The following is a 15,722-nucleotide window of genomic DNA, read 5'->3' as shown; positions in this document are numbered from 1 at the left end:
CCTGATTAATCGTTTGACGAAGAATTCCCGGTTTCCGACGGCGTCGAAACGGAATGCCGACGTACCAGAGTAGGGCTAAAGACATGGGTGATTTCGGGTACAGGCCGTTTTTCCGCCAGCGCGAGCGCCAGTTCGGCGGCCTGAGTCGCCATGGTCACGATCGGGTAGCGTACCGTGGTCAGACGTGGACGCACGTAGCGCGAGACCAGCACATCATCGAAACCAATCAGTGAAATTTCGCCCGGCACGTCAATACCGTTGTCGTTTAATACGCCCATTGCGCCTGCGGCCATCGAATCGTTGTAACAGGCGATCGCCGTGAAGTTTCTTCCGCGACCTAACAGTTCGGTCATTGCCTGTTCACCGCCGCTCTCATCCGGTTCACCAAATGTGACCAGCCTGTCGTTAGCCGGAATATGGCTCTCTTCCAGCGCGTCGTAATAACCCTTGAGCCGGTCTTCCGCATCAGAAATCGAATGGTTGGAACAGATATAGCCGATGCGGGTATGGCCCTGCTGAATTAAATGACGCGTTGCCAGCCAGGCGCCGTAACGGTCATCTAACGCCACGCAGCGCTGCTCAAACCCAGGCAGGATGCGGTTAATCAGCACCATGCCAGGCATCTGTTTCATTAATGACGCCAGGTCCGCGTCCGGGATCATCTTGGCGTGTACGACTAACGCCGCGCAACGATGGCGGATCAGTTGTTCAATCGCCTGATGCTCTTTTTGTTCATTGTGGTAGCCGTTGCCAATCAGTAAGAAATTACCGGTGTGGTAGGCCACCTGCTCGACCGCTTTAACCATCGCGCCAAAGAAAGGGTCGGAGACATCCCCCACGACTAAACCAATTGTCTCCGTGGATTGCTGCGCCAGCGCTCGCGCATTGGCGTTGGGGTGATAGCTGAGCGATTCCATCGCGCTGGTGACCGCGAGGCGGGATGCTTCGCTGGCTTTCGGGGAATCATTAATAACGCGAGAAACGGTGGCGACTGAAACACCAGCCAGTCGGGCTACATCCTTTATGGTCGCCATGACAGTACCTATAGTGGGTAAACGCTTACATTTCGTCAGTGTTACGGAAAATGGCTATCTGTTCAAGCAGATTGCCTGACGGGAACGCGCAAATGTGAGCGCACGCCGGGGAAGTAAGACAGAAAAGGGAGAATGCAAACCTTTGGTTACACTTTGCGAAGCGCTGTTGCGATTGTTCGCTGGTGAGGGCGTCGGGCGGATTGCTAGAGTTGAGATCCCAGAGGTATTGATAGGTGAAATCAGCTTTCGGGTTGATCACAAGAATTACACCAACCTGCGCATCATGTGCAGGTTTTTTTTGCGCTTACACCAATCTGTAACAGTAACCGATAATTTACACAACTCGTTGCATTTGTGTTCATTCCTTTGCGTTTTGCTGGTGGCGCGCAGCGTCGCCGGAGACCACAATCAAGATCCCAGAGGTATTGATTGGTGAGATTATTCGGTACGCTCTTCGTACCTGTCTCTTGCACCAACCTGCGCGGATGCGCAGGTTTTTTTTCGTCCTTCCATTTACCTGTCGCGCCTGTTCCCCATCTCGTATAATCTGCAACCATGCATCTTTACCGAACTGTGAGCAAAGGGAGTTGACATGCTTTTTGGATTTTTTCGCAACCTGTTCCGCGTGCTTTATCGTGTACGCGTCACCGGGGATGCCAGGGCGCTACAGGGTGAGCGCATCCTGATCACGCCAAACCATGTCTCTTTTATCGACGGTATTTTACTCGCCCTGTTTTTACCGGTTCGCCCTGTTTTCGCGGTCTATTCCTCTATCAGCCAGCAATGGTATATGCGCTGGTTAAAGTCGCTGATTGATTTTGTGCCGCTCGACCCGACGAAGCCGATGGCGATTAAGCACCTGGTACGCCTGGTAGAGCAGGGCCGCCCGGTGGTTATCTTCCCGGAAGGGCGAATTTCGGTTAGCGGTTCGTTGATGAAAATCTACGACGGCGCCGGGTTTGTGGCGGCGAAGTCTGGCGCAACGGTGGTGCCGGTTCGTATTGAAGGCGCAGAGCTTACGCACTTTAGCCGCCTGAAAGGTCTGGTAAAACAGCGCTTTTTCCCGCGCATTCACCTGCATATCCTGCCGCCCACCCATCTGCCGATGCCGGAGGCGCCGCGAGCGCGCGAGCGCCGCAAACTGGCCGGAGAAATGCTGCATCAAATTATGATGGAAGCGCGCATGGCGGTGCGCCCGCGTGAAACGCTGTATGAATCACTGTTAGCTGCGCAGTACCGCTACGGGGCGGGTAAAAACTGTGTTGAAGATATTAACTTCACGCCGGACACTTATCGCAAATTGCTGACAAAAACGCTGTTTGTCGGCCGCATTCTGGAAAAATACAGCGCGCAGGGCGAAAACATCGGCCTGATGCTGCCAAACGCGGCCATCAGCGCCGCCGTCATCTTTGGCGCGGTTTCTCGTGGCCGTATCCCGGCGATGATGAACTACACGGCGGGCGTGAAAGGGCTGACCAGCGCCATTACCGCTGCGGAGATCAAAACCGTATTCACCTCCCGTCAGTTTCTTGAGAAAGGCAAACTCTGGCATCTGCCGGAGCAACTGACGCAGGTTCGCTGGATTTATCTCGAAGATTTAAAAGCTGATGTGACGCTCGCCGATAAGCTCTGGATTTTTGCGCATCTGCTGATGCCACGCCTGGCGCAGGTCAAACAGCGGCCGGAAGAGGCGGCAATGATCCTCTTTACATCCGGTTCGGAAGGGCACCCGAAAGGCGTGGTGCACAGCCATAAAAGCCTTCTGGCGAACGTTGAGCAGATAAAAACCATTGCCGATTTCACGGCGAACGACCGCTTTATGTCAGCGCTGCCGCTGTTCCACTCCTTCGGCCTGACCGTCGGCCTGTTGACGCCGCTGCTGACCGGCGCTGAGGTGTTTCTCTATCCCAGCCCGTTGCACTATCGCATTGTGCCGGAGCTGGTCTATGACCGGAACTGCACGGTGCTGTTTGGCACGTCGACGTTTCTGGGCAACTACGCGCGGTTTGCCAACCCGTATGATTTCTATCGCCTGCGCTATGTCGTCGCCGGCGCGGAAAAATTGCAGGACAGCACCCGACAGCTCTGGCAGGACAAATTTGGCCTGCGCGTTCTGGAAGGTTACGGCGTGACCGAATGCGCGCCGGTTGTGTCGATTAACGTACCTATGGCGGCGAAGCCGGGCACCGTTGGGCGCATTTTGCCAGGCATGGATGCGCGCTTGCTGGCGGTTCCGGGCATTGATGACGGCGGGCGTCTGCAACTCAAAGGGCCTAATATCATGAATGGCTACCTGCGGGTTGAAAAACCGGGCGTGCTGGAAGCGCCTGCGGCGGAAAATGCGCTGGGTGACGTTGAACAGGGCTGGTACGACACGGGCGATATTGTGCGTTTTGATGAAAACGGTTTTGTGCAGATCCAGGGGCGAGCGAAGCGCTTTGCGAAAATCGCCGGAGAGATGGTTTCGCTGGAGATGGTCGAACAGCTGGCGCTGGGCGTCTCGCCAGATAAAATGCACGCTACGGCGATTAAAAGCGACGCCAGCAAGGGCGAAGCGCTGGTGCTGTTCACGACAGACGGCGAGCTGACGCGTGAAAGCCTGCTGCAATATGCCCGCACACACGGCATTCCTGAACTTGCCGTACCGCGTGATATCCGCTATCTGAAACAACTTCCGTTACTGGGCAGCGGCAAGCCGGACTTTGTGACGCTGAAAAGCTGGGTTGATGAACCGGAAAAACAACATGCGTGAGTCAGTACATACTAACACTTCGATCTGGTCGAAAGGGATGATGTCGGTTATCGCCGCGCAGTTTCTCTCTGCGTTTGGCGATAACGCGCTGTTGTTCGCGACGCTGGCGCTGCTGAAGGCGCAGTTCTACCCGGACTGGAGCCAGCCGATCCTGCAAATGGTGTTTGTAGGCGCTTACATTCTTTTTGCCCCCTTTGTCGGGCAGGTGGCGGACAGCTTTGCCAAAGGTCGGGTGATGATGTTCGCCAACGGCCTGAAACTGTTGGGCGCCGCGAGCATCTGTTTTGGTTTTAATCCCTTTGTCGGCTATACGCTGGTGGGGATTGGCGCGGCGGCTTACTCTCCGGCGAAATATGGCATTCTTGGCGAGCTGACCACGGGCGACAAACTGGTGAAAGCCAATGGTCTGATGGAAGCCTCCACCATTGCCGCGATTCTGCTGGGATCGGTGGCAGGCGGCGTACTGGCAGACTGGCATGTGATTGCGGCGCTGGTCGCCTGTGCGTTGGCTTATGCGGGCGCAGTCGTCGCTAACCTTTTTATTCCGAAACTCGCGGCGGCGCGGCCAGGCCAGTCCTGGCATTTGCGTAAGATGGTGCGCAGCTTCTTCTGCGCCTGCATATCGCTCTGGCGTAACGGGGAGACGCGTTTCTCGCTGGTTGGCACCAGCCTTTTTTGGGGCGCGGGCGTCACGCTGCGTTTTCTGCTGGTGCTGTGGGTGCCGGTAGCGCTGGGAATTACCGATAACGCCACGCCGACTTACCTGAACGCAATGGTGGCGATCGGTATTGTTGTGGGCGCAGGCGCTGCGGCGAAGCTGGTTACGCTGGAGACGGTAGCGCGTTGTATGCCTGCGGGTATTCTGATTGGTGTGGTGGTGCTGATTTTCTCTTTGCAGCACGCATTACTTCCGGCCTATGCGCTGTTGACGCTTATTGGCGTGCTGGGCGGCTTTTTCGTGGTGCCGCTCAATGCGTTATTGCAGGAGCGCGGCAAGAAAAGCGTCGGCGCGGGCAACGCGATTGCGGTACAGAACCTGGGGGAGAACAGCGCGATGCTGTTGATGCTGGGTCTCTATTCGCTGGCCGTACTGGTGGGTATTCCGGTCGTGGCGATCGGCATTGGTTTTGGCGGACTGTTTGCGCTGGCGATTGCGGCGCTGTGGATTTGGCAGCGCCGCCAGATGTGATTGTTGCGCCGTCGGTAGGCCTGATAAGCGCAGCGCCATCAGGCAGAAGCGCCGGATGGCGGCGCAGGTGCCTTATCCGGCCTACGGTATGGTGCTGTTGGTAGGCCTGATAAGCGTAGCGCCATCAGGCAGAAACGCCGGATATGCGCATTACGGTGCCGGGTAGGTATAAACCTGATGCACCGCTTCGATCTCCGCCAGCACCTCTTCGCTTAACTCCAGATGCAAACTCTCAACGTTAGTTTTTAACTGCGCCATCGTCGTTGCGCCCAACAGGGTGCTGGCGACGAACGGCTGACGACGCACAAACGCCAGCGCCATCTGGGCCGGATCGAGGTTGTGGCGTCTGGCGATGTCGACGTAGGCCGCAACCGCCTTTTGCGCCTGCTCGCCGCTGTAGCGCGTAAAGCGGCTAAACAGGGTGTTGCGCGCGCCGACGGGTTTGGCGCCATTCAGATATTTACCGGTCAACGTACCGAATGCCAGGCAAGAGTAGGCCAGCAGCTCGACGCCTTCATACTGGCTGACTTCCGCTAATCCCACCTCATAACTGCGGTTCAGCAGGCTGTAAGGGTTCTGGATAGTGACAATGCGCGGCAGGTCATGTTTATCCGCCAGATGCAGATAGCGCATGACGCCGAAGGCCGTTTCGTTAGAGACGCCAATGTAGCGAATTTTGCCCGCGCGCTGGAACTCCGTCAGCGCGTCCAGCGTTTCGAGCAGCGTGACAACCGGAGCCGAATCCGTCCAGCTGTAGCCCAGCTTGCCGAAGCAGTTGGTCGGGCGCTGCGGCCAGTGAACCTGATACAGATCCAGATAGTCGGTTTGCAGGCGTTTGAGGCTATCGTGTAAGGCCTCACGGATATTTTTACGATCCAGCGCCTGATTGGGGCGAATTCCGCTGTCGTTATTACGCGATGGGCCGCTTACCTTGGAAGCGATAACCAGCTTCTCACGGCTGCCGTGTTTAGCAAGCCAGTTACCGACATAGGTTTCTGTTAGCCCCTGGGTTTCCGGGCGTGGAGGCACCGGATACATTTCGGCGACGTCGATCAGGTTAATGCCCTGATCCACGGCGTAATCGAGCTGTGCATGTGCGTCGGCTTCGCTGTTTTGTTCACCAAACGTCATTGTGCCCAGCCCCAGTGTACTTATTTCAAGCGAGCTGTGGGGTATACGGTGATAGTGCATAGCCGTTTCCTTCTTATTATGAAGTCAGTAAATCCCGACAAAGGAATATAAAAATGGCAGAGGGAAGAGAAAAGGGAAAGAGAAAATTCTAAGGCCAGCAGGGCTGCTGACCTCAACAATTAGCGTTCAATGATCTGAGAGACTTCGTCACGATTGATTTGCATCGCGTTGCCTTGCTGATCATGGTAGCTCACCAGACCCGTATCATCGTCAATTTCTGGTTTACCGTCGGTCAGAATCATCCGACCATCTTTGGTCGCCATTACATAATCGCTGCTACATCCAGAAACAGCAAAAGCCAGTCCTACAGCGGAAATCACAACTGCCCATTTTTTCATCCATTTATCCTCACGTGGCCTGCGTCTGATAATAGTCTAGTAATAACCTGAAGTTATGTCTGATAAAAGCAGTAAAATCTTAAACTGTGAGGAACGGGAGCGGCATTGCGGGTGTTCGCTCCCCTTACAGGGAGCGAAAGAGTGAATCAGAGAGGGTTCTTTTTATTGCGCATCAGGTTCAGGCTCTCTACGGCGATAGAGAAGAACATGGCGAAGTAGATGTACCCTTTCGGAACGTGTACATCGAAACTTTCCAGAATCAGGGTAAAGCCGACCAGAATCAGGAAAGAGAGCGCCAGCATTTTTACGGAAGGGTGGCGGTCAACAAACTCGCCGATAGGGCGCGCCGCGAACATCATCACGCCGACGGCAATCACAACTGCCGCCATCATGATAAACAGATGATCCGAGAGGCCCACCGCCGTGATGACGGAATCAAGGCTGAAAATAATATCCAGCATCATGATCTGGACAATCGCGCCCAGGAAGGAGGAGACGCGCGTTTTCAGCCCTTCTTCCTCGCCTTCAATCGATTCGTGAATTTCTTTACTGGCTTTCCAGATCAGGAACAACCCACCCAGCAGCAGGATCAGATCGCGGGCGGAAATCGCTTCGCCGAAAATCTCGAACAGCGGGTTTGTCAGGCGTGTGACCCAGGCGATAGAAGCCAGCAAAGCCAGGCGCATCACCATCGCCGCCGCCAGCCCAAGGCGTCGGGCGTGATTCCGTTGCGCTGTAGGAAGTTTCGCCACCACCAGAGAGAGGAAAATAATATTGTCGATCCCAAGAACGATCTCCAGCAGCGTCAGCGTACCGAGCGCGAGCCAGGCGTTAGGATCGGTTACCCATGCAAATAACATCGAACAAAGTCCTGCCAAAAAAAAGAAGCGCTAATTATAGGCGCGCAATGCGGCAGGTGAAAGTCCAGTCTGTGCCTGTTAGCCCTGTAACAGGAAATGGCGGGCCAGCAGCGTGCGAGTGAAGTTCTTTTTCAGATAAAAGCCGCGCGGCAGCGTCAGAATGGTCTCTCCCTGCGCGCCAATTGCTTCGGTAAGGGCTTTGGCATTCGCTGCTTTTGGCCGCAGTTGTAAAAATTCGCCATGCCGGGCGGTGATCCGCTCAACCTGACCCAGCACAATCATGTCCATCAACTCTTCCCAGTCGAGGCGAAGCTGCTGATCTTCTTCTTCATTTGGGCTCCACAGCAGTGGGGAACCGACGCGCCGATCGGCTAACGGAATACTGCGATCCCCCTCTACGGGGACCCATAACACGCGTTTTAATTTGTGGCGGACGTGACTTGTTTCCCACGTCACGCCGCTGTTGCCGGTTAGCGGCGCGACGCAGACAAACGTGGTTTCCAGCGGGTGGCCAAGGCTATCGACGGGAATGGTTTTCAGCTCCACGCCAAGCGCGGCGAAATCTTGTTCCGGTTTGCTACCGGCGCTGGCGCCGAGCCAGATCTCCAGCAGCACGCCAATCCAGCCTTTATCCCGTTTCAAATCTTTAGGGGCCACTAAACCGGCCAGCGCCGCCAGTTCGCCCAGCGAGTAACCTGAAAGCTGCTGCGCCTGGGCAAGCAAAAGGGCTTCAGATGCTGGCGGAGAAAGTAGCGGGCGGAGTCCGGGCATGACGTTATACCTTAGGCGAAAAAGTGAACAATGATTTTATACCGTATGAACAGAGTTTAACGATTTCCACACGCGATGTTCAATCGCATGATTTATATTGGTTTTTAGGATCTGATCCTGCAAGTTGCGCAACAGAGAAATGGGTTTTCCAAATCTGGTCACTGAAAATAAACAGGATCTTACACCATGTTATCCACAGAAAGATGGGATAACTGTGAAAAACCGCCACTACTGTTTCAATTTACAGCCTTGACGTGCGACGAAAATCGAATTTTTACACAAATTGTGCCTAACTTATTGGCACAATCTGTGGATAAAAGCGACGGTGGTTGATCTTTCATCAGCCTGACGATCTTCAATGTGATGGCTGTCACGATTTAGCACGAATGGTCGCAGGTTTTGCATTTAACTTAATGAATTTACGAGGCTATTTTTTGATGGCGTTTGCCGCCCAATTCAGACTGCTCCGGGTTTTCCCGTAGTAATTCCGTACTTCTTCACAACTATATCCACAGAAAAGGTGAATAAAATCGTCTGTGAACACACCTCTCTGTTTATAACTCGGCTATTTGCTGTGAGTTATTCAATTGTTATTAGTAGCGCGTACGCCTAACAGAGTGGTTTACCGTCTCTCTGGAGTGTGAAACAATCATTCATATATAAGGTTTATGTTGAGGTAGTCCGGTGATTGATGACGATGGCTACCGCCCAAATGTAGGTATCGTAATTTGTAATCGCCAGGGGCAGGTTATGTGGGCCCGGCGATTTGGTCAGCACTCCTGGCAATTCCCGCAAGGCGGGATAAATTCAGGGGAGTCAGCAGAACAAGCGATGTACCGGGAACTGTTTGAAGAAGTCGGGTTGAGCCGTAAAGATGTGCGGATACTTGCTTCTACTCGCAACTGGTTGCGTTACAAGTTACCGAAACGTTTGGTGCGTTGGGACACGAAGCCGGTTTGTATCGGCCAGAAACAAAAATGGTTTCTTCTGCAATTGATGAGCGCTGATGCGGAAATCAATATGCAAACCAGCAGCACCCCTGAGTTTGATGGCTGGCGCTGGGTAAGTTACTGGTACCCGGTCAGGCAGGTGGTGTCATTTAAACGCGATGTCTACCGCAGGGTGATGAAAGAGTTCGCAAGTGTCGTGATGGCGCTTCAGGAGAGTACGCCGAAGCCACAAAACGCACCTGCCTGGCGACGTAAAAGAGGTTAAAGCTACGCAAATTATGCTCACCCGCCTGCGCGAAATAGTGGAAAAGGTGGCCAGTGCGCCGCGCCTTAACGAGGCGCTGAATATTCTGGTCACTGATATCTGTCTTGCGATGGATACAGAGGTCTGTTCGGTCTATCTGGCCGATCACGACCGACGTTGTTACTACCTCATGGCGACGCGAGGGCTAAAAAAACCGCGTGGCCGTACTGTCACACTCGCATTTGATGAAGGTATCGTCGGCCTGGTTGGCAGGCTGGCGGAACCGATCAACCTTGCCGATGCGCAGAAACACCCCAGCTTTAAATACATCCCGTCAGTAAAAGAGGAGCGTTTCCGCGCTTTTCTGGGTGTGCCGATTATCCAGCGCCGCCAGCTACTGGGGGTGCTGGTGGTACAGCAGCGTGAACTGCGCCAGTACGATGAAAGCGAAGAGTCTTTCCTCGTTACGCTGGCGACCCAGATGGCGGCTATCCTTTCGCAGACGCAGCTAACCGCGTTATTTGGTCAATACCGCCATACGCGCATCCGTGCGCTACCCGCCGCGCCCGGCGTGGCGATAGCGGAAGGCTGGCAGGATGCAACGTTGCCGCTGATGGAGCAGGTCTATGAAGCCTCCACCCTTGACCCGGCGCTTGAGCGCGAGCGGCTGACCGGCGCGCTGGAAGAGGCCGCTAACGAATTTCGTCGTTACAGTAAGCGCTTTGCCGCTGGAGCGCAGAAAGAGACGGCGGCGATCTTCGATCTGTATTCACACCTGCTTTCTGATGCCCGACTGCGTCGTGAACTGTTTGCCGAAGTCGATAAAGGCGCGGTGGCGGAGTGGGCCGTCAAAAAAGTCATCGAAAAGTTTGCCGAGCAGTTTGCCGCCCTGACGGATGGCTACCTCAAAGAGCGTGCCGGAGATTTACGCGCGCTGGGCCAGCGTCTGTTATTCCACCTGGATGACACCATTCAGGGGCCGAACACATGGCCCGAGCGTTTTGTGCTGGTGGCGGACGAACTCTCAGCCACCACGCTGGCGGAACTGCCGCAGGACAGACTGGCCGGCGTCGTGGTTCGCGACGGCGCGGCTAACTCGCATGCGGCGATTATGGTGCGCGCGCTCGGTATTCCGACCGTGATGGGCGCGGATATTCAGCCTTCGGTTCTTCATCACCGCACGCTGGTGGTGGATGGCTATCGCGGGGAACTGCTGGTCGATCCTGAACCGGTATTGTTGCAGGAATATCAGCGGCTTATCAGCGAAGAGAATGAACTAAGCCGGCTGGCGGAAGATGATGTCAATCTGCCCGCGCATCTGAAAAGCGGCGAACGCGTTAAGGTGATGCTTAACGCAGGGTTAAGCCCGGAACATGAAGAGAAGCTGGGCAGCCGTATCGACGGTATCGGGCTTTATCGCACCGAAATTCCGTTCATGTTGCAAAGCGGTTTCCCCTCGGAAGAAGAGCAGGTAGCGCAGTATCAGGGGATGCTGCAAATGTTTAACGACAAACCGGTGACTCTGCGTACGCTGGATGTCGGCGCGGACAAGCAACTGCCCTATATGCCGATCAGCGAAGAAAACCCGTGCCTGGGCTGGCGCGGCATTCGTATTACGCTCGATCAGCCGGAGATCTTCCTGATCCAGGTGCGCGCGATGCTGCGCGCCAACGCCGCGACCGGCAACCTGAGCATTTTACTGCCGATGGTCACCAGCATTGATGAAGTGGATGAAGCGCGACGCCTGATTGAGCGTGCCGGACGTGAAGTCGAAGAGATGATCGGTTACGCGATCCCCAGGCCGCGCATTGGGATCATGCTGGAAGTGCCGTCGATGGTATTTATGCTGCCGCAGCTGGCGAACCGGGTCGATTTTATCTCCGTTGGCACCAATGATCTGACGCAGTACATCCTGGCGGTTGATCGCAACAATACGCGTGTGGCCAGTATTTACGACAGCCTGCACCCGGGGATGTTACGTGCGCTGGCGATGATCGCTCAGGAAGCCGAAAAGCAGGGGCTTGATTTGCGGCTATGCGGTGAAATGGCGGGCGATCCGATGTGTGTGGCGATCCTGATAGGCCTGGGATTCCGCCATCTGTCGATGAACGGTCGCTCCGTCGCGCGTGTGAAATACCTGCTGCGGCACATTGATTATGAAGACGCGCAAACGCTGGCGCAGCGCAGTCTGGAAGCGCAAATGGCGACGGAAGTGCGTCATCAGGTAGCGGCGTTTATGGAGCGCCGTGGCATGGGCGGCCTGATACGCGGGGGGTTGTGACAGGCGCAGTGCCCTTGATTGCCGGATGGCGGCGCACGCGCCTTATCCGGCCTACGGCGCGGTGCCATTCGTAGGCCTGATAAGCGCAGCGCCATCAGGCAAAGATGTTGTGCCGTCTGTAGGCCTGATAAGCGTAGCGCCATCAGGCAAAGGTGTTGCGCGGTCCGTAGGCCTGATAAGCGTAGCGCCATCAGGCAAAGGTGTTGCGCGGTCGGTAGGCCTGATAAGCGTAAGCGCCATCAGGCAAAGATGTTGCGCGGTCCGTAGGCCTGATAAGCGTAAGCGCCATCAGGCAAAGATGTTGCGCGGTCTGTAGGCCTGATAAGCGTAAGCGCCATCAGGCATTCCTGGGATTGTCATTGATAGCCTATACAGATCTTTTACATCTTCCCGGCATCACCGATGCACCCCTTGTGCTATCATTCGCTCCTTTGGAGCGCCTGTGAACGGCTGGCGCGCATATCAATTGCTGTCTATTTTCAGCGAAATAACAAGAACTTGTGGTGACAGATGACCAGTAGCTATCTGCATTTTCCGGAATTTGATCCGGTCATTTTCTCAATTGGGCCCGTTGCGCTGCACTGGTACGGCATGATGTACCTGGTCGGTTTTGTCTTTGCAATGTGGCTGGCGATTCGCCGGGCAAACCGTCCGGGCAGCGGCTGGACCAAAAACGAAGTTGAAAACTTACTCTATGCCGGTTTTCTCGGCGTTTTCCTCGGTGGCCGTATTGGTTACGTTCTGTTCTACAACTTCCCGCTGTTCCTGGAAAATCCGCTCTATCTGTTCCGCGTCTGGGATGGCGGCATGTCTTTCCACGGCGGCCTGATCGGCGTCATTCTGGTGATGGTGATCTTCGCCAGACGCACTAAACGTTCTTTCTTCCAGGTATCCGATTTTATCGCGCCGCTGATTCCTTTTGGTTTAGGCGCAGGGCGTCTGGGGAACTTTATCAACGGCGAGCTGTGGGGGCGTGTCGATCCGAGCTTCCCGTTTGCCATGCTGTTCCCGGGCTCTCGCGCGGAAGATATCGAGCTGTTGCCGTCAAACCCGCAGTGGCAGTCGATCTTTGATACCTATGGCGTTCTGCCTCGCCATCCGTCCCAGCTGTATGAGCTGGTGCTGGAAGGTATCGTGCTGTTCATTATTCTTAACCTGTTTATCCGCAAGTCGCGCCCGATGGGGGCTGTCTCTGGCCTGTTCCTGATTGGCTATGGCGCGTTTCGTATCATTGTTGAATTCTTCCGCCAGCCGGATGCGCAGTTTACCGGCGCATGGGTACAGTACATCAGCATGGGGCAGATTCTCTCTATCCCGATGATTGTCGCTGGTGTGATCATGATGGTTTGGGCTTACCGCCGCAGCCCACAGCAACACGTTTCCTGAGGAACCATGAAACAGTATTTAGAACTGATGCAAAAAGTGCTGGATGAAGGCACACAGAAAAACGACCGTACCGGAACCGGAACGCTTTCCATTTTTGGTCATCAGATGCGTTTTAACCTGCGGGAAGGATTTCCGCTGGTGACGACGAAGCGCTGCCATTTACGCTCCATCATTCACGAGCTGTTGTGGTTCCTGCAAGGCGATACCAACGTCGCTTACCTGCATGAAAACAATGTGACGATCTGGGACGAATGGGCCGATGAAAACGGTAATTTAGGCCCGGTATATGGCAAACAGTGGCGCGCATGGCCTGCGCCGGACGGTCGCCATATTGACCAGATCACCACGGTCATGAACCAGTTGAAAAATGACCCGGACTCCCGCCGTATTATTGTTTCCGCCTGGAACGTCGGCGAGCTGGATAAAATGGCGCTGGCGCCGTGTCATGCGTTCTTCCAGTTCTATGTTGCGGACGGCAAACTCTCCTGCCAGCTGTATCAGCGCTCCTGCGACGTCTTCCTGGGGCTGCCGTTTAATATCGCCAGCTATGCGTTACTGGTGCATATGATGGCGCAACAGTGCGACCTGGAAGTGGGCGACTTTGTCTGGACCGGCGGCGACACGCACCTGTACAGCAACCATATGGAACAGACGCATCTACAGTTAAGCCGCGAACCGCGCGCGCTGCCGAAACTGGTGATCAAACGTAAGCCTGACTCTATCTTCGACTACCGTTTTGAAGATTTTGAGATTGAAGGCTACGACCCGCATCCTGGCATTAAAGCGCCGGTCGCTATCTGACCTGAGCTCATCCTGTCATAACCGACGCCCTTGCGCGTCGGTTTTTTTTATCCTGTACGCCATTCTTCGGCGCTGATTCCCGAATTTTTGCAACGTGCTGTAATACGATAACTATTTCTCGTAACGCGCCGAATAATCTGCATTCTTGCCTCGTCATTTTCTCCGCCCCCGGCATACTGCCGCTATGAAAAAACAACAGGGCTATACGCTCATTGAAACAATGGTCGCAATGCTTCTTATGGTTAGCCTTAGCGCCACAGGACTCTATGGCTGGCAGCGTTGGCAACAGCAGCAACGGTTATGGCAAACCGCCAGCCAGCTGCGGGATTACTTGCTGCAACTGCGTGAGGATGCGAACTGGCACAACCGGGATCACATTGTTCAGGTCATCAGAGAACGCGGCGGCTGGTGCTTTGTCAGCGCTGCTTCGGCGCAAGGTGCCTGTACGCCAGACGCGCCGTTTGTCTTTATTCCAGCATGGCGCGATATCGACATGGTGGAGATCACCCCCTCGCTGGCGTTTTTTGGTCTGCGCAATACCGCCTGGGCCGGGCATATCCGCCTGAAAAACGCCGCGGGCGAATGGCGTCTGGTGGTTTCGTCCTGGGGGCGAATCCGGCTCTGTGAGGGACGAGAGGCCGAAGCATGTCGATGAACGAGCGCGGTTTTTCTCTGCTGGAGGTACTTATCGCGATGGCGATAAGCAGCATGCTACTGCTCGGCGCGGCACGATTTTTACCCGCGCTACAGCGTGAGATTCTACAGACCACGCGGCAGTTGTTGCTGGAAGATGAGATCTGGCAGCGTGCTTATACCGTGGCAAAACACCTGCAACGCGCGGGATATTGTCGGGGAAACTGCACAGGGAAAGGACTGGTGATTGCCGGGCAGGGGGAGTGCGTTATCGTACAGTGGGACGCCAATAATAACGGGCGCTGGGAGACTGCGCCGGGAAAAGAGGCCGAACAGACCGGGTTTCGTTTAAACAATAAAACGCTGGAAACATTGCGTGGGGCAACATCATGCGCAGATAAAGGGTGGGATAAAATGACCGATCCCGATACGGTACAGATTGAGGCATTTAACGTTGAGCGTCAGGAGATGCCCGGTTTTGCGCCGGTACTGACGCTGTCTCTTCAGGGGCGCAGTAAAGCGGCTTCTAAAACCGCTGTTGAGGCGCAATACAGCGTCACCGGGTTTAATCTGTGAAACGTGAACGGGGTGTGTCCTCTCTGGTGATGGTGCTTTTGCTGCTGGTATTGGGCAGCCTGCTGCTTCAGGGGGCAAACCAGCAGCAGGCGAGCTTTTCCACTCTGGTGGCGACAGAAAGCCGGGCCTTGCAGCGTCAGGCGGTGGCGCAGTCGGCGCTGGAATGGGGAAGGATGCAGTCATGGTCGGCGCAGGCTGTGGTTGAGTGCCGGCAATACACCACGCCGAATGCCCGCGTTTGCCTGCGCCTGCTCGAGAACAACACCGCTTTATTGATTGCGCAGTATGATGGCGCATCGGTCTGGCGCCTGGGAGCGCGGGAGGAAAGCGGCGTTGTATTTTCTCCGCATGGATGGAGCGATTTTTGCCCGTTGAGTGAGGTGGCGTTATGCCAGATACCCTGAACAGGCAGCGTGGTTTTAGTCTGCCGGAAGTGATACTGGCGATGGCGCTGCTGGTGATAACCGTCACCGCGTTATCGGGTTATCAGCGGGCGTTGATGACGAGTCTTGTCGTCAGGGCGCAATATCAACAGCTCTGGCGGTATGGCTGGCAGCAAACGGCGCTGTATTCATTTTCACCTCCCGAAAGCTGGCAGGCCAACCGAATGCAGACAACACAAGCGGGATGTGTCAGCATCAGCGTTAAACTCATTTCCCCTTTGGGCAGGCAAGGCCAGATGTCGCGCTTACATTGCCCGAAAAGTCAGTAGTCAG

The 15,722-nt window shown here is 55.1% G+C and carries 16 protein-coding genes; 11 read left to right on the top strand and 5 right to left on the bottom strand.

Translation table 11 applies throughout. The features are described from left to right. Positions 1 to 5: 5 nt before the first annotated feature. The gene (gene galR / locus CKO_RS17985) at positions 6 to 1,034 is read right to left on the bottom strand and encodes an HTH-type transcriptional regulator GalR (protein ID WP_012134956.1); all 1,029 of its coding nucleotides are present in this window, start codon (positions 1,032 to 1,034) and stop codon (positions 6 to 8) included. Positions 1,035 to 1,626: 592 nt separating this feature from the next. Between galR and aas the strand changes: the two genes are divergently transcribed. Further along, a complete protein-coding gene (aas, locus tag CKO_RS17980; protein ID WP_012134954.1) occupies positions 1,627 to 3,786 on the top strand; it encodes a bifunctional acyl-ACP--phospholipid O-acyltransferase/long-chain-fatty-acid--ACP ligase in 2,160 nt (719 codons plus the stop codon). Continuing rightward, complete coding sequence (lplT, locus tag CKO_RS17975; protein WP_012134953.1) at positions 3,779 to 4,975, top strand: lysophospholipid transporter LplT; 1,197 nt, start codon at positions 3,779 to 3,781, stop codon at positions 4,973 to 4,975. The genes aas and lplT overlap by 8 nt, the downstream gene beginning before the upstream one ends. 150 nt (positions 4,976 to 5,125) lie before the next feature. Here lplT and CKO_RS17970 read toward each other — a convergent pair whose 3' ends face one another. The 4 genes from CKO_RS17970 to mutH form a co-directional block, all read right to left on the bottom strand. Further along, complete coding sequence (locus CKO_RS17970) at positions 5,126 to 6,166, bottom strand: NADP(H)-dependent aldo-keto reductase (RefSeq protein WP_024130910.1); 1,041 nt, start codon at positions 6,164 to 6,166, stop codon at positions 5,126 to 5,128. Between the two features lie 119 nt (positions 6,167 to 6,285). Then, positions 6,286 to 6,504, bottom strand: a complete 219-nt coding sequence (ygdR, locus tag CKO_RS17965) for a lipoprotein YgdR (RefSeq protein WP_012134951.1) — start codon at positions 6,502 to 6,504, stop codon at positions 6,286 to 6,288. A gap of 146 nt (positions 6,505 to 6,650) precedes the next feature. Continuing rightward, a complete protein-coding gene (locus CKO_RS17960) occupies positions 6,651 to 7,364 on the bottom strand; it encodes a TerC family protein (protein WP_012134949.1) in 714 nt (237 codons plus the stop codon). Between the two features lie 78 nt (positions 7,365 to 7,442). Further along, on the bottom strand, positions 7,443 to 8,135 hold the full coding sequence (gene mutH, locus CKO_RS17955; RefSeq protein ID WP_012134948.1) for a DNA mismatch repair endonuclease MutH: 693 nt from the start codon (positions 8,133 to 8,135) through the stop codon (positions 7,443 to 7,445). Positions 8,136 to 8,321: 186 nt separating this feature from the next. Here mutH and CKO_RS23820 point away from each other — a divergent pair, with 186 nt between their 5' ends. The 9 genes from CKO_RS23820 to CKO_RS17910 all read left to right on the top strand — a co-directional run bounded on the left by CKO_RS23820 (position 8,322) and on the right by CKO_RS17910 (position 15,718). Beyond that, entirely contained in the window at positions 8,322 to 8,468 is a 147-nt protein-coding gene (locus tag CKO_RS23820; protein WP_047461519.1) for a hypothetical protein, read from the top strand. A 351-nt stretch (positions 8,469 to 8,819) separates the two neighbouring features. Then, complete coding sequence (gene rppH / locus CKO_RS17945) at positions 8,820 to 9,350, top strand: RNA pyrophosphohydrolase (protein ID WP_024130909.1); 531 nt, start codon at positions 8,820 to 8,822, stop codon at positions 9,348 to 9,350. Positions 9,351 to 9,363: 13 nt separating this feature from the next. Continuing rightward, the gene (gene ptsP, locus CKO_RS17940) at positions 9,364 to 11,610 is read left to right on the top strand and encodes a phosphoenolpyruvate--protein phosphotransferase (protein ID WP_012134945.1); all 2,247 of its coding nucleotides are present in this window, start codon (positions 9,364 to 9,366) and stop codon (positions 11,608 to 11,610) included. 510 nt (positions 11,611 to 12,120) lie between these two features. Continuing rightward, complete coding sequence (gene lgt / locus CKO_RS17935) at positions 12,121 to 12,996, top strand: prolipoprotein diacylglyceryl transferase (RefSeq protein WP_012134944.1); 876 nt, start codon at positions 12,121 to 12,123, stop codon at positions 12,994 to 12,996. Positions 12,997 to 13,002: 6 nt separating this feature from the next. Continuing rightward, positions 13,003 to 13,797 carry a thymidylate synthase gene (gene thyA, locus CKO_RS17930; RefSeq protein WP_012134943.1) on the top strand — a complete coding sequence of 265 codons (795 nt, stop codon included), beginning with the start codon at positions 13,003 to 13,005 and terminating at the stop codon, positions 13,795 to 13,797. A gap of 184 nt (positions 13,798 to 13,981) precedes the next feature. Beyond that, complete coding sequence (locus CKO_RS17925; RefSeq protein WP_012134942.1) at positions 13,982 to 14,452, top strand: prepilin peptidase-dependent protein; 471 nt, start codon at positions 13,982 to 13,984, stop codon at positions 14,450 to 14,452. Continuing rightward, positions 14,443 to 15,006: a prepilin peptidase-dependent protein gene (locus tag CKO_RS17920; protein ID WP_024130908.1), complete on the top strand. Its 564-nt coding sequence runs from the start codon at positions 14,443 to 14,445 to the stop codon at positions 15,004 to 15,006. Before CKO_RS17925 ends, CKO_RS17920 begins: the two co-directional genes overlap by 10 nt. After that, positions 15,003 to 15,410: a DUF2509 family protein gene (locus CKO_RS17915; RefSeq protein ID WP_024130907.1), complete on the top strand. Its 408-nt coding sequence runs from the start codon at positions 15,003 to 15,005 to the stop codon at positions 15,408 to 15,410. The genes CKO_RS17920 and CKO_RS17915 overlap by 4 nt, the downstream gene beginning before the upstream one ends. After that, positions 15,395 to 15,718: a prepilin-type N-terminal cleavage/methylation domain-containing protein gene (locus CKO_RS17910; RefSeq protein WP_012134939.1), complete on the top strand. Its 324-nt coding sequence runs from the start codon at positions 15,395 to 15,397 to the stop codon at positions 15,716 to 15,718. The genes CKO_RS17915 and CKO_RS17910 overlap by 16 nt, the downstream gene beginning before the upstream one ends. Positions 15,719 to 15,722 lie beyond the last annotated feature (4 nt).

The organism is Citrobacter koseri ATCC BAA-895 (assembly GCF_000018045.1).
GTDB classification, from domain to species: domain Bacteria; phylum Pseudomonadota; class Gammaproteobacteria; order Enterobacterales; family Enterobacteriaceae; genus Citrobacter_B; species Citrobacter_B koseri.
The sequence above is the reverse complement of the archived record's forward strand: the minus strand, read 5'-3'. Positions and strand labels throughout refer to the sequence as shown.